The organism is Vibrio atypicus, from assembly GCF_009811315.1.
Lineage (GTDB): Bacteria > Pseudomonadota > Gammaproteobacteria > Enterobacterales > Vibrionaceae > Vibrio > Vibrio atypicus.
In genome coordinates this window covers 766,124-789,713 of record NZ_BLID01000001.1, presented here as the reverse complement: position 1 = coordinate 789,713, position 23,590 = coordinate 766,124, and the positions used below count along the sequence as shown (strand labels likewise).

The window sequence follows — 23,590 nt, the reverse complement described above, 5'->3', positions numbered from 1 at the left end:
ACACTGGTGATTAAGATCACACCATCAACGAATTTAACCTACATCTTGTATATGAAACTTAGGTGTATAGAAAAAATAACAATTGCTCAATATGCATACTTGATCACAATAAGATTTCCGTTGTTACTCACGTTTCATCGTTTTTGGTGTAACCAAGTACTCACATCGCACTTATAAAATAGATAAAGAGTGACAAGATTCACAAATACAGGGCGTAGAAGGCAACAAAATGTGAAATAGCCAAAAAAGTAGCGGTTGATCAATAACTGTCGATGATGTTCTCAAGTAACATCCCTTGCAATAAGGTTATATTTGCCTAATTTTCAACCAACCACTTACGCTATCAACAATTACAAATGAGTGGTTCAGAGCAGGGAAAAGAAGATGTGGATTCCTTCTAAATTAACTCGCCCAGGCCGGTTACATAATGCGATTGTCCGCCCAAGAGTGCTTGATTTACTCCAACAAGCACCATGCTACAAACTCATCCTGTTTCGCTCACCAGCTGGCTATGGAAAAACCACCATGGCCGCGCAATGGCTTTCTGATAAAAATCATGTGGGATGGTATAGCATAGACGAAAGCGATAACGATTCGTTTCGCTTCATGAATTACCTTTTACAGGCATTAAACAAGGCGACAAATAACGCTTGTCCAAATTCTCAAAAGCTGGCAGAAAAACGCCAGTTCTCGTCACTTCACTCCCTTTTTAGTGAAATTTTCTCGGAGATGGCCGATTTTCATCAAGAATGCTATTTAGTTTTAGATGATTATCACCTCATCAGCGATGAAGACATTCATGAGGCTATGCGATTCTTTTTGAAACACATGCCTGAAAACCTAACACTCGTCGTAACAAGCCGCGCAGCGCCACCACTCGGCACGGCTAACCTGCGTGTTCGCGATCTCATGATCGAAATTGGTAATGAATTACTCGCGTTTGATACAGAAGAAACCACGCGATTCTTCAATCAACGTGTTGCTGATGGTATTGATGACACTACCGCCGATAACCTACGCAGTTATGTCGAAGGTTGGCCATCCGCATTACAACTGATTGCGCTTCAAGCTCAGCATCAACATAAAACGCTTGCACAGTCGGCAGAGTCCTTCTCTGAGTTCAACCATGCACACCTTTGGGATTATCTAGTCGAAGAAGTCTTTGACCTGTTAGACCCAGAAACGCGTATGTTCTTATTGCAATGTTCCGTCCTCGATCACTTTAACGATACCTTAGTATCAACACTGACTCAGCGTGATGATGCGCTAAGTATGATTGAGTCGCTCAACCGATTTGGCTTGTTTATTCACCCTTTAGAAGGTGAGCAAAACTGGTACCGATTCCACAACTTGTTTGCTGAATTCCTAACTCATGAGCGCTCAGCACGCATCCCGCAACAAGAGACGGAACTTCACCATACGGCTGCTCAAGCTTGGCTAAAATTATCATCACCGCATCAAGCGCTCTCTCATGCTCAGAAAGCACAAGATAGTCAGCTAGTCGCAGATATTTTGGTTCAGTATGGTTGGAAGATGTTCAATGGCGGTGAGCTACAAACCGTTGAAAAGGCGATTGAGAGTTTAACACCAGAACAACTCTACACTGAACCTAAGCTTTGTATGTTGCAAGCTTGGCTCGCGCAGAGCCAACACCGTTACAATGATGTGGGCGACCTGCTGTCAAAAGCTGATGCGCAGATGAAATCCTTTAACGTCACCTTAAGCAGTAAAGAACAAGGCGAGTTCAATGCATTACGCGCACAAGTTGCCATTAACCAAAATGAGCCTGAGAAAGCGTTAGAACTCGCTGAGCTAGCACTAAGCCAACTTGATAGCACGGTTTATCGTAGCCGAATTGTGGCCACTTCTGTTGTCGGTGAAGTCAACCACGTACTAGGCCATCTAAGCCGTGCACTACCTATGATGCAGCAAACCGAAAAACTGGCGCGTCAATACCAGGTTTATCATCAAGCCATTTGGGCGATGTTCCAACAAAGCGAGATTTTAATTGCTCAAGGCTATGTGCAAGCGGCATTTGAAATACAAGACAATGCCTTTAAATTGATTGAAGAGCAGCAGCTTCAGCAAGTGCCATTGCATGAATTTGTACTTCGCGTACGCGCGCAAATTTTATGGTGTTGGAACCGATTAGATGAGGCTGAAGAGTGCGCCTATAAAGGGCTCGATATATTAGGAAACCATAGCTCTAGCAAACATTTACACAGTTACTCAATGCTCGCTCGTATTGCTATTGGCCGCGGTGAACTAGATAAAGCTGGCAAATTTATTGAGCAAATCATTCATTTGCAAAAACAGTCAACCTATCACGTCGATTGGACAGCCAATGCTTCGCTTTCTTTGATTCTATTTTGGCAAGCTCGCGGAGATTTAGATTCGATTCAGCAATGGTTAGAAACCGCTGAACGTCCAGAGCAAGCTCGCAATCACTTTACCCAATTGCAATGGCGAAACATCACCAGAGCACAAATTGCATTAGAACTGTACGATCAAGCAGAGCAAAGCTTAGCCTTCTTGCAGCAACAAGCTCAAGAATGCGAGTTACTCACCGATACTAACCGCAACTTAATTGTTGAGGCGGTTCTGGCGATTTCCTTGAACAATGAACAAGCTGCACGCGAGTTTCTTAAGCAGGCTTTAGCACTAACGAACCAAACAGGTATGCTGGGCAACTTCCTAGTCGATGGGGCTAAAATTGGTCATATCCTTGAGAAGCTAAATCATAAAAGTGAGTTGGGTGAACTTGAGCGCCACCGCGCACAGCAACTGCTGAAAGATATCTCCACTACTCAGCGTAGCCGTTCTGTTCACTTTGATGAAGAGTTTGTAGAGAAGCTAGTAAACCACCCCAACATTCCAGAACTTGTCCGTACCAGTCCATTGACTCAACGTGAATGGCAAGTATTAGGTTTGATTTACTCAGGTTTTAGCAACGAACAAATCGCCCAAGAGCTGGATGTGGCGGGCACCACGATTAAAACTCACATCCGAAACTTGTATCAAAAACTGAATATTGCTAACCGTAAGGAAGCCATTAAAACCGCAGAGAATTTACTGCAGTTAATGGGGTACTAACAGTGAAACGACTAAGCGCAGCTCATAGAGCTGCGCTTTTGTTTATCCAGAAGAAAATTGAAATAGCAACAGAAGCCCTAGCAAGAACAAAAACAACACAATTGACACATTATCTTTACATGCCGCATACTTTCATCCTAGACCTAAAGAACTATTAAAGTACAGTTAGCTGCTATATGAAGGATGTTTATGCGCCAACTATCGATTGCTTTAAAGATTAAGCTTGGCTATGCCATCTGTTTACTCTTTTTTATCATTTCTGGCATTGTCAGTTTCCAAGGCATCAAAACCTTATCACTAGGATTTCAGGACTATAGGACTCTGAGCCACCAAGCCAGTCAATCCGATGCTATTCAATCCCATTTTTTACAGATGCGCCTTGCATCAGAACGCTTTATCAATACGCTAGATGAGAAATACGACCAGCAGTATCAAGTAAGTCGACAACACATTCTGACCTTACTTGAACAATTGCAAACAAGTAGCCAAACCAGTGAAACTCTCGCAAGTTTAGACCAAGTGAAAGCAAGCGTGACAGAGTTTGATAGCGCTTATCAATCTATGAGCCAAAGTGAGCAATTTATTGACCAACTACTCAACGTTGATATGGTCAAGCGAGAGAAAGATGCTCTGCAAGCCGCACAAAACTTATTGTATGAGTCGTACAACAACAACGATTCCAACGCCAGTTTGTATGCAGGTATGTTGATGGAGAACTTTCTTGCCGCCAAAATTGCTGTCCTGACTTACGCTAAAAATACCAACGAAAAAAACTACGAAGCTGGCTTTGACCTGTTTGAGTATTCGCTGCCCGGCATTGAAGGCGACATTAGCTCACTCAATTCATCTGACTACCAGGCTGAGCTCATCAAAGGTTTTACGACGCAACGTGAAGCCTACGCAAAGAGTTTTGACTTAGTGCATCAGAAAAAGGGCGAAAATGCCTTACTGCAGCAAAACTTAATCAGTTTGGGCGATCAACTTGCTGTTGCTGTGGAAGAAGCAAAAGCAGTTCTCGATCAGCAGCAGCAATCACTAATCCCACTACTTAATGACGGCGAAGAACGTTCTATCCAGATTATTGTGCTATTGACTGGCGTGGCTTTATTTGTCGGTACCATCAGCGCAATATTAATCAATCGCTCTATTTCTAGCGGCATCAAACAAGTCAAAGAGATCACCAATGAACTGGCTGAGGGCAACCTCAATGTCGACGTAAAAATCACGGACAAAAACGAGATTGGCCAGCTGCTAGAGAACATGAAAAAGACCATTGAGTCACTAAGAGACATCGTCAGTCAAGTCAACTCTTCGAGCTTACGCGTTGGGGAAATGTCCCAATCATTAAATCAAGTGACTGACACCAGCTCTGCATATGCTGCGCGACTGAATGAGGAAATGACCAATATTGCTACAACCGTCTCTCAGTTGGCTGCCAGTACATCAGAGATCGCTTCCAATGCCAATCACGCTTCAGAAGTTGCAAATCAGGCTACCTCAAATGTCGCAATGGGGCTGGAAGAGGTAGAGAAAACTCTGCAAGAGATCGATCATGCGGACAAGCAGATGCAGATCAGTAGCCAAAAGGTGGTCGATTTGCATCAAGAATCGATGAACATTGGGGCAATTTTAGAGGTCATTCAAGGCGTCACTGAGCAAACCAATCTGCTTGCACTAAACGCAGCGATTGAAGCCGCTCGCGCGGGGGATCAAGGTCGTGGTTTTGCCGTGGTGGCCGATGAAGTTCGAACGTTGGCGAAAAGAACCCAGGAATCCGCCAGCCAAATTGATGAGCTAATTCGTACCCTTCAGCATGGTGCGAAAGAAGCGTTAGAGTCTATCAAAGAGAGCCACGGAACGGTTTCGCAAGCCTCTACTCAAGCTCAGCAAGCCTCAGAAAACCTGCATGTAATTAATAAACACATTCAAGACCTCAACCAAGCCAACAGCCAGATTGCCAGCTCTGTCGATGAACAAGATAGCTTGACGCAATCACTAGGCGCAAACGCAGAAGATGCCAATACGATCACTCAAAGCAACCAAGAGTCAGTCAATCAGGTCTCTGGCACTGCTGAAGAGCTCACCGAGGTATCGGAACATCTGTCGGGTCAAGTCAATCGGTTTAAGATGGGGGCGTAGTTTTTCTCTCAATTAAATTCTGCGTCTCTCTCGTGTGCTTAAATAAGTAAAGGACGACGCAGATTTAATCATTCCATTAAGCTCAATGCTAAGAGAATAGAATCCTTGCACTCCAATACAGAACTGCCAGAATGTAGGCTGATGGAGTACAACAGGAAGATTTTCAATGAGTTGGTTTAGGATGAAGGCATTAACGATTGCCGTAGGTGCAGTGATGGCTGTACCGCAAATGAGTCATGCAGAAGTTGGGAGTACGCCTTTAATTGGCGGCTTATTTAACTCCTCTGAAGTACTTAAAAACCAGATAACATCTTCCCTCAGTTACTCCACTCGCTTTGCTAGAGATCTCACTCTCTTCACCATTGGCGGCGTTACACTAGAAACCTATTTGCTGACTTTACCGCTCGATGCCGCAACGAAAGCGAGAGTAATGGGGCAGATTGCCGATCCAACTTACGCCATTCCGCTCGCATACTTCTTATACCAATTCTACGACCGCTATACCGGAATCGATGATAAAGATGCCTTCAAGCAGTACTTAAAAACGGTCTACGATCAACAAGCGTTACGCGGCTTTGAACACACGCTATTTAGTCTAAGTGACCAACAACCCAAAGCGAACAAAGAACACCATAAAGATCAAGCGCATCAGGAAGGCTTAAAAATAGATGGTGAATTCATGGCATCTATGGTGACGGTCTACGACGCGCTGGTTCAAGTGGGTGAATGGCAAGAGATGGAAACCTTGCCTGATCAATATACCTATTTGACCAACAATGAAGCCGATTTAGAGCTGGTTGCTAAAATTCAACCTATTGTTGTCAATATCCTTAGCCAAGTCGCCCAAGGCATGGACGCAGGCGACATGAAAAACTCAGTCATGGCGATTGCTGAGGATGGAAAAGCCGTCAACTCAGAGAAACCGAATAACAAGGCTCAAGCGATTACCATCAGCCTTATTGATTTCGTACGACTCAACGTTCTTAAGGCGTATCGACAGTTTGTTTATCAAGATGAGCGCCAAGAAAGACTCAACGACTGGTTGCAAAGAAGCTTTAAACATCAGCCGCAGCAGACCGTAGCGTTTCTCCAATCTCAACAAAATCGTCGCTTGGCCGTACAGATAACGGTTGATGGGCTACAACAAGGCTTAATGGAAGGCTTAGTCGACCCTGACAAACCTTTCATCAAACATGCCTATCAGCAGCACCTAAAGCTATCGAGTGCGACTCCGGACTATGCTCAATCTAAGCCAGAGCATGTGCAAGATATGCGTTTTATAGAAATTTTGTCCGAGCAAACTTATAAAGATCCGAATTACCTACCCTTCTTTAAACGTCTGTATCGCGATCATTCAGACTCCATCGTTCAAGTGGGTGTCTCCTCGACGCCTACCATCAGCGTGCGCAACCTGCCTATCATCAAGACAGGAGCAAAAGTCTCCGGCGATCTAGGAACAGGTATTCCTAACTTCCACTTCGTCGATAGAAGTGAAGACCGCGCTTATTACTTCTTCGGTAACGATGCGCTGCAGCTTGACCGATTGATGCAAGCAAACAAAGTTCAGACTATGTTTGACCGACTGAACTATCTAAAGACTCTAAACTGCAACGCACAATACGATTGGAATGCGCATACCACCTATGATGGTCTGGTGAACCTTGGGGCAGGTGAAGCCCTGAGAGATTTTGGCGAAAAACGCTGTTTACGTGAACTCGATGAAAGAGCAGAGGTTGAAGTAGAGCTAACGCGTAAACGCCAAACGTTAATCGATAACATCGAGAGTTACCAAACCATTCCGGTGTGGGACATCTATACCCGTTTAACCAAGAAATGGAAAATTGAACAAAACCTAGAGCAGTACTCAAAGCTTGATGGCAGAGGTATGCCAGATTTCACCTTAATCTATAACCCTTGGCCAGATCATTTCGCTCATTTCGTCGGCCCATTTAGCGATGAAATCATCATGCCAAGCGGCGAGCTTAATCGCCTCGACTATTGGATTGGTCAAGTCGAACAGGCGTACAAAAAAGCGGGACTGTATCAAAACACCCTATTTGGCATTGCAGGCGATCACGGCTTAAGCCCGGTTTATCACACTTTGAACCCTGAAAAGGCCATCTTTGAACCGCTAGAGCAAGCGTTAGGTTACCCTCTCGTGATCAAGAAGATATCCTCTGATGAAGGCGAAGGGCCAAAGATCACTAATGCTCTCAACTATCCAAGCAATAAAGGTATTGATGTTGTCGTCGCTTCAACAGCGGGCGGCAACTTTATGCTTGATATGTTCAACTCCAAGCAAGGATGGCAAACGCAACCACTTTATCCAGAATTAACCCAATGGCACCCTATCAACGCGCCTAAAGGTGAACGCGTCGATATCATTCAACAAACACTCCACTATTTGGGTGAAAGTCTCGATTACTTATTGGTTCGTAATACGCAATGCAGCGAGCAATCATGCTCGGTACGAATCGTCGGCAGCCGAGATGGACAACGATTGGATGAAGAGATTTTGCGTGATGAAGACCGCTACTTCTATCATTCACTCAATGGAAACGTAAAACTATTGCAACTTCAGGAGCTAAATCCATACCTCCCGAAACCTAATGACAGCGCATTCAACCAATACAGCCAGTTGATCGATCAATGTCTCTACCGAGCAAATATTTCCGCGCCAGAGACTTGGTGTACCAGTAAACAGTGGCGAGAGTTGACCCGTTTTACTCCTCGCCCAGATTCGGTTGTGGAACTTGCACAAATTTACGCTGAAGATCGCGCAGGAACCATCAATCTGTTTCCTGCAGAAGGGTTTGGCTACAATACAAAAGTTCCAGGTAGGCATGCCGGTGAAAGCTACCTAGAAAAAGACGCTTTCCTTGGTTTTTGGGGAGAACCTATTGGTCCAAACCCAATACCATTAACCAGTGAAGCCAATGGTTCATTAGCACCAACACTCTATCAATACCTTACCGATGACAAAGTCGTGGCAGGGAAAAACGGTTGGGGTTACCCATCGCTATTGAACAAACTCGATATCAATCCATAGCTCATGACAGAAACAAGAAAGGCGCATCATCTGCGCCTTTCTTTTTAAAATGTTCTCACTCTAATGGGAGTGATGATGGTGATGTCCACAACCACACCTTGGTGCCGCAATCACACTCTGAAGGGTGTGAAATTCCATCTGCTCTTGCAGCGACTCTGGTGTTAAAGAATTGATTAAGTGGATATTTTCCTCATTTACTTGATCCGCATCTTCAAGCGCTCGCTGTACCTTGGTAATATCAATTAACTGCTGGCTCAATGCTTCTGGTAAAGTAAACTCGCGAATCGCGCACACTAAACTCGTTGCGGTATCCATCGCTACCATAGAAACAGTAAGAGCCTTTTCTTCATCTAACAGAAAGTAATCATCAGGTATTGCCGCTGAATTTAACTGCATCTCAAATGCCAATCCTCCAAAGCAAGCAACAAGCAAACAACCGCCATTTTCTGATGCAATCACACCGAGTTTCGCCGCGGATTGACCCAACACTTCTTGCTCATCAGCGGTGATATTGCCTAGGCCCACATAAAGTAAGTTCGGTAAGTCATTACGAAATAACTCCAGCATCGCACCATCACCCGCTTGAAAAGGGTGGTTGATAAACGTCTGGCCAACTTGGAAGTGTGAGGGATTGTGCTCAGCCATGATAATTGCCTTATTTCTTATTCACTCTATTTGATGAGAGTAAGTGTAATCTTTATTTAAGAAATGACTATCCCACAAAAAATCAAATGACTATTACGTATTTGTAATAGTCATAATTTACTAAAACCGCAATGATCTTGGCCGTTTCATTTATAGTGCGACCACAGCAGCACTAAATCGATTCGCCGGCTTCATCCTCCTCAACTACCTCACTCTCTAAGCTCGCTTCTTCTAACCATTGACGTAAGGATTCACTTGCCAACACTTTTTGCTGATAAGCCATTGCACCTTCTGATAACTCAATACCATAAGTTAAAAAACGTAGCGTAACTGGTGCATACATCGCATCCACGATCGACCACTCGCCAAACAGCCATTCGTTTGGATACAAAGTCGCTTGCTCTGCCCATATCGCATCAATACGCGCAATATCTTTTAACGCTCCAGAGCTTAACTCAACCTTACGACGCGCTCGAATATTCATGGGTAGCTCGTTTCTTAAATAAAAGAATCCAGAGTGCATTTCTGATGCGATAGAGCGCGCTTTAGCTCTTTCATTCACTTCACTCGGCCACGCTTTTCCATTGAGGTATTGCTCGTTGATATACTCCAAAATCGCCAGAGAATCCCACACAATGAGTTCACTATCTATTAGCGTTGGTACTTTAGCAGCTGGTGTAATAGGCGCTAAAGTGTCGTAAAACTGTTGAGTACCTAGCCCAAGCTTGGTTACTTCCACATCTAGTTGATATTGCGAGAAAATTAGCCATGCTCGAAGTGACCAACTAGAGTAATTCTGGTTGCCTATAAAGAGTTGCATTTGTGCCTCCATGCTGTGTTTACAATGATGAGTGAAGATACAAACCACAATATCTGATTGTTATTTAGCCGACTAACAGATAGTTTTGATGGAAGACTTCAACAAAAACGATGGATCACGTTGAATATGGATATCGACGCGCTACGTAGCTTTCTTGCATTTATTGAAACAGGCAGCTTTACTCGCGCCGCAAAACAGATAAATAGAACTCAGTCCGCCTTTAGTGCGCAAATGCGTAAGTTGGAAGATGAGCTTAATGTCAGCTTATTTGAAAAAGAAGGGCGTAATCTGGTACTAAGCGAAGCCGGTATCGCGTTACGCTCTCATGCTGAGCAATTGGTAGGGTTACACAATCAAGCGCTCAAGCAGGTCAAACGTTACGAGAACAAGCGACCACTACGCTTAGGTTGTCCTGAAGATTATAACGATAAACTGTTGCCTCAAGTGGTCAAGATTTTACAACAGGCCGAACCTACATGTTCCATTCAAGTGTTTAGCGAGCCCAGTTCAAGTCTGAGAGCCAAGCTAGATGATGGGAAATTAGATGCTGCAATAGTGACTCGCTCAGCGGGCAGTGAAGAGGGCTATTTTCTCGCCAGTGACAAAGGCGTTTGGATCAGCCATGCCGAGTTTGAGTTGGCTCAACATCACCCTATTCCGATTGCACTGTTTCAAAGTGATTGCCAGTATCATGCGGCAGCCATTGATGGCCTAAGCAAGCAAGGGATCTCTTATCAACTCTTAGCATGCTGCAACACCGCTTCAGCACAACGCGCTATTGTACGTTCAAAAATGGCCATTGGCGCAATGGGAAGAATGAGTGTGTCAGATGATTTAAAGATACTGGATAACATGCCAGCTTTGCCCGCTGTTGATATTGTTTTAATTACTGGTGTCGAGCCTCACCCTGTATTAGATAAAACCTGTCTCGATCAATTAATCAACCTACCGAATAGCCGCGAAGCTAACGTTGCGTTTTTCTAAGCCATAAATCAAAAAAGCGCCCTTAGGCGCTTTTTATCAACTTGATTGATTTAGTTAATCAACAAATTAGAACTTTTTCGGTGCGTAGCCTGTCATCACTTTGATCTGTAGCTCTTTACCAAGCTTAGTCATTGGGTGTACAACAACTAGCCCTTTTACTGACTTCTTCAGCTTACCCATATCTGCTTGTTCTGCTTTGGTGATTTCACGAGAAAACGGCATATCAAGTAGGCTCTTGCGCTCTTTGTTCATGTCGTATTGCTGCTTATGCTTCATCGAGCTTGCTTTCTTGTTCAGTTTTTCCATTTCATCAGTGAACTTTGAAATCATTTCCTGATCACCACGACCTTTCGCTGCATCTAGCTTACGCTGGCAAGTATCTAAACGGTTGTGAAGATTTTGAAGTTCTTTCTTAAGGCTCATGGTGTTCATCTCATTGAAACGGAAAAGGGCGGCGAGTGTAGCATAAGCTCCTCGGCGGCACTAACTATATAATCAGTAAATCTATGCCACTAAGGTAGACAACTTTTGTTCAATAAGCGAGCTGCTCATTTTTGTGTCAAAATGATGCTATTGATTAATAAAAGAAATACCAAAGGGAATGTCTATGCTCTTCCGCTCAATATTCACAATTGCTCTTGTTTTTTCAGCCTCGTCCAATGCAGCTAACGAGAGCATTTCTATTCAATACCTTGCTCCCAAGGACCAAAGCGAAAAACTGATTTTAAATGAAATCAAACAAAGCAAAGTAAACGAAACACTCATTGAGCTCTCTAACAATTTAATGCCTTTTAGTCAGCCTCTGGTTATTGAATACGGTAGCGATGATGGTCCCTTATATGATCCAGAAAAACATGTTGTTCAAATGCCCTACTCTTTCTACGAAGAGGCGCTTAGTTACTTTATAAAAAATAAATACGAAGAGAAATACGGCAAATCAGCGCAGTTAGGCGCTGTCGATACTATGCTACACACGCTCATCCATGAAGCTGGGCACGCCTACATCGCAGACCAAAACATTCCTATTCTGGGTAAAGAAGAAGATGCCGTCGATAACCTTGCAGCCATACTGATGATTGATTACGTAGAGAATGGCGATGCCGCGGCCATCAGTGCTGCTGATATGTTTGCTTTTGAATCGGATGACAGACCTGATTACTACGATTTCGGAGAATATATTGACGAGCACAGTTTTGATCTACAGCGCTACTTCTCGACCCTTTGCCTAGTCTATGGCAGTGATCCAGAAAAACACGCTGCGTTGCTCGATGAAGTAGAGAACGATTACCTAGCTGAACGCAAAGATTTTTGTGTTTATCAATATCAGAGTTTAAGCCAAAACTGGCATCACTACTTAAAACAACCAGAAACTATCGAATGATAAAATGGCAAGATTTATTTTAGTTAACACTAATATAAGTAGCTGAATCAAAAGAAAATATGTGATACCAGTCAATATTTCATCACATACAAGACCAATGTCTAATATTGACTATTAATTAAGCTATCAAGAATCACGGTCAATGGACGATAAATTAGCTAATCTTATAAGATAAACTTTTGGTTGGATAAAAATAAGTCAACAACAACCAATGTAACTAAACACATAACAGTAGCTGTTGTGTTAAGACCTCACAGAATCAGGATGTTTGTATGAGTCTAACAATAAAAAGCCGCCTTTATATTTTAGCGCTTGTTCCACTGCTAGTCATCGCTCTGGGTATGCTTGGAGTAACCTACCTCAAAACTCAAGAGCTCAATGAGCGTCAAGTTGATGTTACCCGCACCAACATGATGAATATGAAGAAGGAAGAACTTAAAAACTATATTCAAATGGCGAAGTCTGCCGTTCAACCTTTCCTTGACCGTGGTGCAAGCCTAGAGGAAGCGTATCCAACCCTCATGACATTAGAGTATGGGGAGACCGGGTATGTTTTCGGTTACGATTCCAAAGGTAAAAAAATAGTACAAGGAACCAACAAAAAAGGAATCGGTGAAAACTTTTGGAACCTACAAGATAAGCAAGGAAATTATCTTATCCAAGATTTGATTCGCAATGCAAAAACCGGTGAATTCACGACCTACTACTTCCCTAAGCTTGGCCAAACCGTGGCTCTACCAAAGTTGAGTTACTCCATCTATATTCCGGAGTGGGATCTCATGCTAGGTACAGGCTTCTACACTGATGATATCGATGCCATTATTGCCGATATGGAAGCTGCAACAACGGAAGCTTTACAAGAAACACTCTCGACCATTTTTGCCTTCTGTTTGGTTATTGCTGCTATCGTGGCCGCTTTCGCTGTTACTGTGAATCGCACCATTATGAAACCACTGGAACTTTTCGATAACTCAATCAGTTCCTTTGCCAGTGGTGATGCCGACTTAACTGCGCGTATGGAAGAATTTAAAGCGCCAGAGTTTGCCAAGCTAAGTAAAAACTTCAATGCGTTTGTCTCGAGTTTACAGGATATCATTCGCAACGTGAGCGATGTTGGTCAGCAAGTGGTATCAGAGACAACAAATATGTCTCATCGCGCGGCTAAGGTTGATGAGTTGGCGTCGGGTCAACGTGAAGAGACTGAGCAGGTTGCAACAGCAATGACTGAGATGACGACAACAGCAAGCGAGATTTCAAATAACGCAAGCCAAGCTGCTGATTCAGCAAAAGAGGCCGATGATAATGCGAAAAATGCACAAAACATCGTTAACTCTGCTGCTGATTCAGTTGAAGCCCTAGCAGAAGAAGTTTCTCGCGCAAACACCGTTATTTCTCGCTTGGAAGGCGATGTGCAGAACATTTCTTCTTCTCTTGAGGTCATCCAAGATATTGCAGAGCAAACCAATCTACTCGCACTTAATGCAGCAATAGAAGCCGCTCGTGCAGGTGAACAAGGACGTGGCTTTGCGGTTGTTGCCGATGAAGTTCGTAAACTGGCAAGCCGAACTCAAGACAGCACAGGCGAGATCCACCAGATGATTGAGCAGCTAAAAGCGGCATCGGATGACGCAGTCAAAGCGATGGAGTCTAGCCAAAAACGCGGGGCAAGTACCGTCGAAGAAGCCAATGCCGCCGCCCAAGCTCTGATTCAAATTCAAGAGTCCATTGGCACCATCATGGATATGAACTCGCTTATCGCAACCGCGACTGAAGAGCAAAGTTTGGTTGGCCAAGAGATATCAGAACGTATCGTCGTAATTTCAGATCAAAGCTCACAGTCAGCAGAACTTGCCAACGAGAACCGTTCAGGCAGCCAAGAACTCAACCAACGCGCAAATGAACTGTACGAATTGGTAGACCGATTTACAGTGTAATCTCGCCAAAGTAAATGACCAAAAACCCGCTAACTGCGGGTTTTTTTATGGCAAATCCTTCGTCGTCATTGAGTCAAAGATCGCAAAACACGCACCGTGCTAGTCACCTGTATACAAAGTAAAGTATTATTGTTTTATTAGGGAAATAAATAGGTTGAGGATTACGCCCTTCTATGGCCAATCTAAAAAATTCTGTGGCAAAGAACATCAAGACGAAGGTCGCAGGTCAAACACAAGATGACGTGGTCTATTGCCACATTTTTGATGCAATTCTAGAGCAAAGATTACCTCCAGCAACCAAGCTCAACGAAGAAGCACTGGCCGAGATTTTTGGTGTCAGTCGCACCATCATTCGTCGCGCCTTGCTGAGATTATCCATGGAGCAAGTCGTTAGTATTCGGCCAAACCGTGGCGCAATGGTGTCTGCTCCAACCAAAGAAGAAGCAAAACAAATCATCAAAGCTCGTGAGGTAATGGAGCTTGCGATAACCGAATTGGCAGTGGAACATGCCACCCCCACCAAGATAGAAGAGTGTCGTCGTTTAGTCGAAAAAGAAAACCAAGCGTTTGACAATGATGATTACGGCAAAGGGCTTCGTTTATCGGGAGAATTCCACATTAAGCTGGCTGAAATGGCAAACAATGCGCCACTACTGGCTTTTCAGCGTAGTCTTGTGTCACAAACTTCACTGTTGATTGCTCAATATGAGACTGGCAACCATTCAAACTGTTCGTTAGATGAGCACTCGAATCTCTTAGATGCTATCGAATCAGGTGATTCCAATCAGGCAATCGCATTGATGCAAGAGCACATTGATCATATTCGTTCAAAACTCAACCTCGACAGCAATGCCGCTTCTAATGATTTGCATGTCGTCTTCTCAGATTTGCTCAACAATCGCTAAAAACTAGGTTGAAACATCAAACCTAAAGCCCAGCGCCATGCTGGGCTCATACTACCTACCCAATACTGTCTCACCGTCCCTTCCCCATGCGTTCATTGATTACGACTAAACCTTACTTTTCAATTGATTGTACACAATAAAAAATACAAAAAATAAAAACTTTACGTGAAGATTCTTTATCGGAGATTTATAAAACATATCATTAAATTCAGATAGTTAAGATTATATTTCTCATTTTACTTTCTAATAAACCATACTTTTAATGTTGCATTTTTGTAAATTTAAAGTTGACCTTGTGGTCAATTTAACCAATTATTGACCTAAAGGTCAGAAAATAATTACGAAACAAAAGTGTCAATACACAAGGAGGTCTCTTGATTACTTTCCTACTCAATCAAGAACTCAGACAAGAAAGTGAGCTGTCGCCAAATATGACGGTCCTTCAGTACCTGAGAACAGAAGTACAAAAAACAGGTACCAAAGAAGGTTGTGGTTCAGGTGACTGTGGTGCCTGTACAGTCGTACTAGGTGAAGTAATCGACGGTCAGCTTCAGTACCGTTCAGTCAACTCTTGTTTGACGTTCGTCTCAAGCCTACACGGTAAGCAATTGATTACTGTGGAAGATCTTCAAAACAAAAATAAACTGCACCCGACTCAGCAAGCTATGGTTGATTTCCATGGTTCACAGTGTGGTTACTGTACGCCGGGCTTCATTATGTCGATGTTCGCCCTAAGCAAGAATAAACCAGCAGCGAACAAAGAAGATGTAATGGAATCATTAGCGGGTAACTTATGTCGTTGTACTGGTTATCGCCCAATTGTGGATGCAGCGTTATCTCTAGCGTCTGACGAGCCATTAATGGATCAATTCGTAGAACTAGAGAAGACCACCATCGCAAGACTACAAACCCTACAAGAACAGCCAGCAAGCCTGAGCCATGGCAACTTAACCGCGTACCTTCCTCGTAGCGTTAACGAGCTGGCTGATCTTTACTCTTCACACCCTAACGCCAAACTAGTGGCTGGCGGTACCGATTTGGCCCTTGAGGTGACTCAGTTCCACCGTGAAATCGAAACACTAATCAACGTCACTCAAGTTGAAGACATGAAAGTGTGTGAAGAGAGTGAGGACGCGCTGCATATCGGCGCTAACGTTGCCATCAGTGATGCGTACAAGCTTCTTACTAGTCACTACGCCGATTTTGGTGAGTTGCTGCACCGCTTTGCCTCTCTGCAAGTGCGTAACCAAGGCACACTAGGTGGCAACATTGGTAACGCTTCGCCAATCGGTGATGCGCCTCCACTTCTGATCGCTCTCAACGCCCAAGTAAAACTTCGTCGTGGTAAGCAATCACGTGTTATGCCAATCGAAGATTACTTCATTAGCTACAAAGTCACGGCTCAGCAAGAGAGTGAGTTTATCGAGCAAGTCATTATTCCTAAACCGAAATCAAATGAGACGTTCCGCGCTTACAAACTTTCTAAGCGTTTGGACGATGACATCTCTGCGGTTTGTGGCGCATTCAACATCCAAATTGAAGACAACAAGGTAGTAAATGCGCGCATTGCCTTCGGTGGTATGGCCGCGACACCAAAACGTGCCACGCGCTGTGAAAACGTTTTGCTTGGTAAGGAATGGACGGAAGCGAACGTCAATGAAGCAATGCAAGAAATCCACAACGACTTTGAGCCGTTGTCCGATTTCCGTGCCAGCAAAGAGTACCGTTCAATGACCGCAGCCAACATGCTGCGCCGCTTCTACATCGAACAGAACCATCAGAATAACCAGATTGAAACAAGGGTAACGTCTTATGTCTAACGCACACCAGCCGACTCTCTCTCATGATGAGATGGTCGCCATCGTAAAGCAGGATCTGAAAACTGGCGTTGGTAAAAGCGTAAAACACGACAGCGCCCCAAAACAGGTTACTGGTGAAGCGGTTTATATTGATGATCGTTTAGAGTTCCCAAATCAGCTCCACGTATACGCTCGTTTAAGTACCCAAGCGCACGCAAAAATTACCAAGCTTGATGTATCACCATGTTACGAGTTTGAGGGTGTCGCCATTGCGATTACCCATGAAGACGTACCGGGACAACTCGATATCGGTGCCATCCTACCTGGCGATCCTCTACTTGCAGGCGGCCTAGTTCAATACTATGGCCAGCCAATCATTGCGGTTGCCGCGAACGACATGGAAACAGCACGTAAAGCCGCTCAAGCGGCTATCGTCGAATACGAAGCGTTGCCACCCGTTCTCGATGTCAAAGAAGCACTGGAAAAAGAGCTGTTCGTAACAGAAAGCCACCAGCAAAAACGTGGCGACTCAGCAACAGCCATTGCCAACGCAAAACACGTGATTGAAGGCGATATTGATATTGGTGGTCAAGAGCACTTCTACCTTGAAACGCAAGTCAGTAGTGTCATGCCAACCGAAGATGGCGGCATGATCGTTTACACCTCTACGCAAAATCCAACTGAAGTGCAAAAGCTGGTTGCTGAAGTGCTAGGCGTACCAATGCACAAAGTGGTGATTGATATGCGCCGGATGGGTGGTGGTTTTGGGGGTAAAGAGACCCAAGCCGCAGCACCAGCGTGTATGGCAGCCGTGATTGCTCACCTAACTAAACGTCCGACAAAAATGCGCCTGCCACGCGCAGAAGATATGACCATGACGGGTAAGCGCCACCCATTCTACAACCAATACAAAATTGGTTTTGATGACGATGGCGTGATTCAAGGATCAGAAATCATCGTGGCTGGCAACTGTGGTTACTCACCAGACTTATCAAGCTCGATTGTAGACCGTGCGATGTTCCACTCAGACAACGCCTACTACCTAGGTGATGCGACAGTCACTGGTCACCGTTGTAAAACTAATATCGCATCAAACACCGCTTATCGTGGTTTTGGTGGCCCGCAAGGCATGATGACGATTGAACACATCATGGACGAGATCGCACTCTATCTGGGTAAAGATCCACTCGAAGTACGCAAAGCGAATTACTACGGTGGTGAAGGACGTAACGTCACTCACTACTACCAGACGGTTGAAGATAACTTCTTACCAGAGATCACCGAACAACTTGAGCAAAGCAGTGACTACCACGCTCGTCGTAAAGCCATTGCTGAGTTCAACAAGCAAAGCCCTATCTTGAAAAAAGGTTTGGCAATTACTCCGGTGAAATTTGGTATTTCATTCACGGCGACTTTCCTAAACCAAGCAGGTGCTCTAATCCACATCTACACCGATGGCAGTATTCATTTGAATCACGGTGGCACGGAAATGGGACAAGGCTTGAATATCAAAGTGGCACAAATCGTTGCACAGGAGTTCCAAGTTGATGTTGAACGTATCCAAATCACCGCTACCAATACCGACAAAGTACCGAACACATCGCCAACCGCGGCCTCATCGGGCGCCGACCTCAATGGCAAAGCAGCCCAAAACGCCGCTCTGACGATCAAACAACGTCTGATTGATTTTGCATCCAATCACTTCAAGGTGTCACCGGAAGAGGTGATATTCAAAAACGGCATGATAATGATCCGCGACGAGATCATGACTTTTGAATCCTTTGTTCAACTTGCATACTTCAACCAAGTATCGCTATCAAGCACTGGCTTCTACCGCACACCGAAGATCTACTACGACCATGAGAAAGCACGCGGTCGTCCGTTCTACTACTACGCCTACGGTGCCTCTTGTTCAGAAGTTATCATTGATACGCTAACCGGTGAGTACAAGATCCTTCGTGCAGACATCCTTCACGATGTAGGCGCTTCGCTCAACCCAGCTATTGATATCGGCCAGATTGAAGGCGGCTTCTTGCAAGGTGTTGGCTGGCTAACAACTGAAGAGCTGGTCTGGAACGAGCAAGGCCGTTTGATGACTAACGGCCCCGCAAGTTACAAGATTCCAGCAATTGCGGATATGCCGATTGAGTTCCATACCCATCTACTGGAAAACAGAGCCAACCCTGAAGATACCGTATTCAACTCGAAAGCTGTGGGCGAGCCGCCATTTATGCTCGGCATGTCCGTATGGAGTGCACTAAGAGATGCTATCGCATCTGTCGCTGTCGATGGAGCAATTCCAAAACTGGATACGCCAGCAACACCAGAGCGCGTTCTGATGGCGATTGCTAAGGTGACGCAGCCGAAGAAGACCTCACAGCAAAGCACTCAGGAAGCATAACCAAGGCTCAACCGTTCAAGGAGAGACGTATGTTTAAGGACAATTGGATTCATGAACTGGCACAACTAGAAAAAAACAGCGAACCGTGTGTGATGGTAACGGTATTGGAAGACCGTGGCTCTGTGCCAAGGGATGCCGGAACCAAAATGCTCGTGACCCGTGATCGCTTGATTGCCACCATTGGCGGTGGTCATCTAGAGCACGTAGCGACCAAAATGGCGCGTGAAATGCTCATTGCGGGTGAACGCTCCCTCAAAGTCGAACGCTTTAATCTTGGTGCTCGTTTGGGGCAGTGTTGCGGCGGAATGGCAACACTGAGCTTTGAACCGATTGGCACCGCTCAAAAGCATCTGGTTGTGTTCGGTGCTGGTCATGTTGCCAAAGCCCTTTTGCATATCGTCTCCACTCTTCCTTTCCGAGTCACTTGGATTGATGAACGAGATGACGTTTTCCCTGAAGATCTGCCACGTAATGTGACGAAGTTAGTGACCGACGATCCGGTGGGCGAAGTTCGTGACCTGCCGCCAAACAGCTACTACTTAGTGATGACTCACAACCACCAGCTCGATTTTGATTTAGCACGCGCCATTATTGACCGTGATGACAGTGTCTATTTCGGCATGATTGGGTCGCTAACCAAGCGTAAGAAGTTCGATATGCGTTTAGCGCAGCGTGGTTACAGCGATGCACAAATCGACACTATGATTTGCCCGATTGGTGTCAGCATGGTGAATGGAAAACACCCCGCAGAAATCGCGGTCTCCGTAGCAGGTGAACTAATCGCACACTATCAGGGCATCCCCCTTGAACAAAAACGCCCTACGGCACACAGTAAAAGTAACCAACAGAGCGATTCCCCATTGGAAGAAAAAATCGCCTAACCCAAGCAGCGGTAAATTTGGGTTTAAAAAGGAAGTAACAATGACAACGCAACGTAACGCTTATCGTGCAGCTATTTTGCACAGCATCGCTGATCCGAAAGATGTCGGACTAGAGAATTCTTATCAATTCTTTGGTGACGGAATGATCGTCGTCGAAGATGGGCATATTATCGATATCGGTGAGACAGAAACCGTCATCGCTCGCCAGCCAAACGACCTTAAGATTACCGAATACGAAGACAAACTCATCACCTCAGGCTTTATCGATACCCATATCCACTACCCTCAAACCGGTATGATTGCCTCGTATGGAGAGCAGCTTCTCGATTGGCTAGAAAACTATACTTTCCCAGAAGAGCGACGCTTTAAAAATCCGATTTACGCCTTAAAAGTCGCACGGCTTTTCTTTGATGAGTTGGCCAGTAACGGCACCACCACGGCGCTGGTTTTTGGTACGGTACATAAAGAGTCTGTGGATGTTTTCTTTGGCGAGGCAGAGCGCCGTAACTTACGTATGATCGCAGGTAAAGTCTTGATGGACCGCAATGCGCCAGACTACCTAACAGACACTCCTGAATCTGGCTACCAAGCCTCGAAAGAGCTCATAGAGCGATGGCACAATCGAGGCCGTCTGCTCTACGCGGTGACACCACGCTTTGCCCCAACCAGTACTCCAGAACAGCTCGCGACAGTCGGTAAGCTGCTGGAAGAGTACCCAGATGTTTACATGCACACGCATTTATCTGAAAACAAGAAAGAGATTGAATGGGTGCTCGACCTATTCCCGGAGCGCGACTCTTACCTTGATGTCTATGACCACTACGGCTTACTGCACAAACGTTCTGTCTTTGCTCACGGTATTCACCTGTCTGATTGCGAGTGTCAGCGCTTGGCCGATACCGAATCTGCTATCGCCTTCTGTCCAACTTCAAACCTCTTTTTAGGCTCTGGCCTATTCAAACTTCCTAAGCTTGAAGAGTATGGTGTCAGAATCGGAATGGGTACTGATGTAGGTGCAGGGACCAGTTTCTCGATACTACAGACCATGAGTGAAGCGTATAAAATCATGCAGCTTCAGCAAGAAAAGCTCCACCCTCTTAAATCCCTCTTCTTAGCAACACTTGGCGGTGCTCGCTCTCTACATCTAGAAGATAAAATTGGTAACTTAGAAGTGGGTAAAGAAGCCGATTTTGTCGTGCTCGATTTGCACGCTACCCAACTGATGCGCTTTAGAATGAAACAAGCAACTACGCTTGAAGAAAAACTGTTTGTTTTAATGAGCTTGGGTGATGACCGCACAGTGTGTAAGACGTTCATCTATGGCGAAAAAGCCTACGATGCGCAAGGTAACATCGACGAGAAAAAGTTCGTTGGTTAATCAAACATTCCCTTCCTAGTAACACGCTTCTGAATCCCTTGCTGCTTTCATAAGCACAAAGCCTAACTTCTCCCAGTTAGGCTTTTCTATATCAGCCCAAGTAACACCAACGGCCTGACACAGGCTCGTCAAACGCACGTTAAACCAATCCCTTTCGATTATTACGAATCTGCAAAAGTGATTTAATAAAAGGGCTCTATATCAAGCCGGCGTGTTCTTCTACTATTCCGCCATCGCAACGCCCTTGCTTGAGCATAATTACTCTTCTCAGGCACGCCTTTGAATAATGGCGACTGTTGCCGATGAAGAACATGACTTATCAAGACTGTATAGAGAGCAGCGAATGAACATCGTAAAAGTTGACGCCAATAACCATCATGTTTACGCCAATTTGTACCAAGGCTATGCCGCTGAGTTTTCGAAAATGATTGATGACAAGCCAAACCAAGATGGCCTGTTTGAGATCTATCCGAAAATAGAAGCCAATGTCACAGGTTACCTTTTGTACTTGGAAAGCGTTCCAGCAGCTCTCACTGCCATCGAAGAAAAATCGGTCAATGAATATGAGATCTGCGATTTCTACGTACTGCCCTACTTTCGCAAAAACAAAGTTGGTAAGAAGTTTATCTCGCAACTGTTTGAGCATTTACGTGGCACGTGGGAGATAAAGCAAGTCGCAGGCGCTAACCATGCGGTGCATTTTTGGCGTGATGTGGTCAGTGATTACACCGCCGATCAATTTGTCGAAGATATTTATCATGATCATAAGTGGGGGACAGTGACAAGACAGCGCTTCACCCACGACGCCCTCGCTTAAAATCCAGATTTACTGGGGGCATAAAAAACCCGGAACAGGTGCCGGGGATCTCACTTACCGGACTTAGCATCCGATAAGCGGGATTTGGTTGTTGGCGATTAGTTGATCGCCGCCCCTTGCTCAACCCAATTGCCGATAAGCTCTCGCTCGTCTTCGGTCATTTGGGTCATGTTGCCTAACGGCATGTATTTAGTCGTTACCGTCTGAGCTATTCTAGGGCTATTGGCTTGAATCTCCTGAGGCGTGTCCAAAATGACACCTGCTGGTGCTGCTGCAAAAGCATCATGAGTTGGCGTTGCTGCATGGCACACTGAGCAGCGCTCCTGAATCACCTGATTAATGATTGCAAAGTTCACTCCATTATCCGCAGGAGTGGTTTCTGTCGCTGTTTCCGCAGGTGCTTCAACCGCGACTGGCGCTTTCGCTAGTGGAGCGGCTGGTCTGTTGGCATACGGTGAAGTCACAAACGCAAGCGTGATCATACCAAGCGCTGCCACAGGAACAGTCCAAGCAAACTTTTGGCTACCATGACGAGTATTAAAGTAATGGCGAACCAAGATACTAAAGATGGCAAGGCCAGCAAGAATCGCCCAGTTGTACTCTGAACCATACGTACTCGGAAAGTGATTACTGATCATAATGAACAGCACGGGTAACGTAAGGTAGTTGTTGTGACGAGATCGCAACAAACCTTTCGCTGGTAACGCGGGATCAGGTTCTCGATTCTCTTCAATCGCACTCACGAGGTTACGCTGCGCTGGCATAATCACGCGGAATACATTACCCACCATGATAGTGCCGATAGTGGCCCCAACATGAATGTATGCACCACGGCCACTGAATACTTGAGATAGGCCATACGTTGCGCCTACTAGCAGCACGAACAGCACCGTCCCTAGCAGCATTGGCGTTTTACCTAATGGCGATTCACACAGTAGGTCGTAGATAAACCAACCTGCAACCAAGGCGCCAATACCAATGGCAATCGCAGTACTCGGCTCCATACCAGAACCCGGAGCAATCAAGTAGATCTCGGCGTTAAGATAGTAAACAACACCCAGTAGTAGCACACCTGTTATCCACGTAAAGTACGCTTCCCACTTAAACCAATGTAGGTGCTCTGGCATCTCTGGTGGCGCAAGTTTGTACTTCTCTAGGTGATAAATACCACCACCGTGAATCGCCCATAGATCTCCTGATAATCCTGTTTTTGGGTTGACGCGATTTAAGTTGTTCTCTAACCAAACAAAGTAAAATGATGCACCAATCCATGCAATGCCAACTATCATGTGAACCCAGCGAATCGCTAGATTCAACCACTCCGTGATATGTGGATCCATAATAAATTCCTTCTTACAGCATTC

The 23,590-nt window shown here is 45.0% G+C and carries 16 protein-coding genes; 12 read left to right on the top strand and 4 right to left on the bottom strand.

The genetic code is table 11. The annotated features are described in order from the left end of the window. Window positions 1-384: 384 nt before the first annotated feature. The 3 genes from malT to GVO60_RS03535 all read left to right on the top strand — a co-directional run bounded on the left by malT (window position 385) and on the right by GVO60_RS03535 (window position 8,281). Entirely contained in the window at window positions 385-3,093 is a 2,709-nt protein-coding gene (malT, locus tag GVO60_RS03545; RefSeq protein ID WP_159651212.1) for an HTH-type transcriptional regulator MalT, read from the top strand. 189 nt (window positions 3,094-3,282) lie between these two features. Beyond that, entirely contained in the window at window positions 3,283-5,232 is a 1,950-nt protein-coding gene (locus GVO60_RS03540) for a methyl-accepting chemotaxis protein (RefSeq protein ID WP_159651211.1), read from the top strand. 166 nt (window positions 5,233-5,398) lie between these two features. Then, the gene (locus GVO60_RS03535; protein WP_159651210.1) at window positions 5,399-8,281 is read left to right on the top strand and encodes an alkaline phosphatase family protein; all 2,883 of its coding nucleotides are present in this window, start codon (window positions 5,399-5,401) and stop codon (window positions 8,279-8,281) included. A 60-nt stretch (window positions 8,282-8,341) separates the two neighbouring features. On the opposite strand, the gene GVO60_RS03530 is transcribed toward GVO60_RS03535, so the two are convergent. Both GVO60_RS03530 and GVO60_RS03525 read right to left on the bottom strand, forming a co-directional pair. Then, on the bottom strand, window positions 8,342-8,926 hold the full coding sequence (locus GVO60_RS03530) for a hypothetical protein (RefSeq protein ID WP_159651209.1): 585 nt from the start codon (window positions 8,924-8,926) through the stop codon (window positions 8,342-8,344). A 172-nt stretch (window positions 8,927-9,098) separates the two neighbouring features. Continuing rightward, entirely contained in the window at window positions 9,099-9,746 is a 648-nt protein-coding gene (locus tag GVO60_RS03525; protein WP_159651208.1) for a glutathione S-transferase family protein, read from the bottom strand. Between the two features lie 126 nt (window positions 9,747-9,872). On the opposite strand from GVO60_RS03525, the gene GVO60_RS03520 reads away from it, so the two are divergent. Next, window positions 9,873-10,730 carry a LysR family transcriptional regulator gene (locus GVO60_RS03520; RefSeq protein WP_159651207.1) on the top strand — a complete coding sequence of 286 codons (858 nt, stop codon included), beginning with the start codon at window positions 9,873-9,875 and terminating at the stop codon, window positions 10,728-10,730. 66 nt (window positions 10,731-10,796) lie between these two features. On the opposite strand, the gene GVO60_RS03515 is transcribed toward GVO60_RS03520, so the two are convergent. Beyond that, a complete protein-coding gene (locus GVO60_RS03515; protein ID WP_159651206.1) occupies window positions 10,797-11,153 on the bottom strand; it encodes a YibL family ribosome-associated protein in 357 nt (118 codons plus the stop codon). A gap of 184 nt (window positions 11,154-11,337) precedes the next feature. On the opposite strand from GVO60_RS03515, the gene GVO60_RS03510 reads away from it, so the two are divergent. The 8 genes from GVO60_RS03510 (at window position 11,338) to GVO60_RS03475 (ending at window position 22,226) form a co-directional block, all read left to right on the top strand. Continuing rightward, window positions 11,338-12,111: a DUF4344 domain-containing metallopeptidase gene (locus GVO60_RS03510; protein WP_159651205.1), complete on the top strand. Its 774-nt coding sequence runs from the start codon at window positions 11,338-11,340 to the stop codon at window positions 12,109-12,111. Between the two features lie 272 nt (window positions 12,112-12,383). Next, window positions 12,384-14,045, top strand: a complete 1,662-nt coding sequence (locus tag GVO60_RS03505) for a methyl-accepting chemotaxis protein (RefSeq protein WP_159651204.1) — start codon at window positions 12,384-12,386, stop codon at window positions 14,043-14,045. A gap of 173 nt (window positions 14,046-14,218) precedes the next feature. Then, complete coding sequence (locus GVO60_RS03500) at window positions 14,219-14,950, top strand: GntR family transcriptional regulator (RefSeq protein ID WP_159651203.1); 732 nt, start codon at window positions 14,219-14,221, stop codon at window positions 14,948-14,950. Between the two features lie 374 nt (window positions 14,951-15,324). Further along, window positions 15,325-16,770, top strand: coding sequence for a xanthine dehydrogenase small subunit (xdhA, locus tag GVO60_RS03495; RefSeq protein WP_159651202.1), 1,446 nt, complete (start codon window positions 15,325-15,327; stop codon window positions 16,768-16,770). Then, window positions 16,763-19,150 carry a xanthine dehydrogenase molybdopterin binding subunit gene (xdhB, locus tag GVO60_RS03490; RefSeq protein ID WP_159651201.1) on the top strand — a complete coding sequence of 796 codons (2,388 nt, stop codon included), beginning with the start codon at window positions 16,763-16,765 and terminating at the stop codon, window positions 19,148-19,150. Before xdhA ends, xdhB begins: the two co-directional genes overlap by 8 nt. 29 nt (window positions 19,151-19,179) lie before the next feature. Next, window positions 19,180-20,031 carry a xanthine dehydrogenase accessory protein XdhC gene (gene xdhC / locus GVO60_RS03485; RefSeq protein WP_159651200.1) on the top strand — a complete coding sequence of 284 codons (852 nt, stop codon included), beginning with the start codon at window positions 19,180-19,182 and terminating at the stop codon, window positions 20,029-20,031. A 40-nt stretch (window positions 20,032-20,071) separates the two neighbouring features. After that, window positions 20,072-21,409: a guanine deaminase gene (guaD, locus tag GVO60_RS03480; RefSeq protein ID WP_159651199.1), complete on the top strand. Its 1,338-nt coding sequence runs from the start codon at window positions 20,072-20,074 to the stop codon at window positions 21,407-21,409. Window positions 21,410-21,752: 343 nt separating this feature from the next. After that, complete coding sequence (locus GVO60_RS03475) at window positions 21,753-22,226, top strand: GNAT family N-acetyltransferase (protein WP_159651198.1); 474 nt, start codon at window positions 21,753-21,755, stop codon at window positions 22,224-22,226. 98 nt (window positions 22,227-22,324) lie between these two features. On the opposite strand, the gene GVO60_RS03470 is transcribed toward GVO60_RS03475, so the two are convergent. Further along, window positions 22,325-23,566, bottom strand: coding sequence for a urate hydroxylase PuuD (locus tag GVO60_RS03470; RefSeq protein ID WP_159651197.1), 1,242 nt, complete (start codon window positions 23,564-23,566; stop codon window positions 22,325-22,327). Window positions 23,567-23,590: the final 24 nt, after the last annotated feature.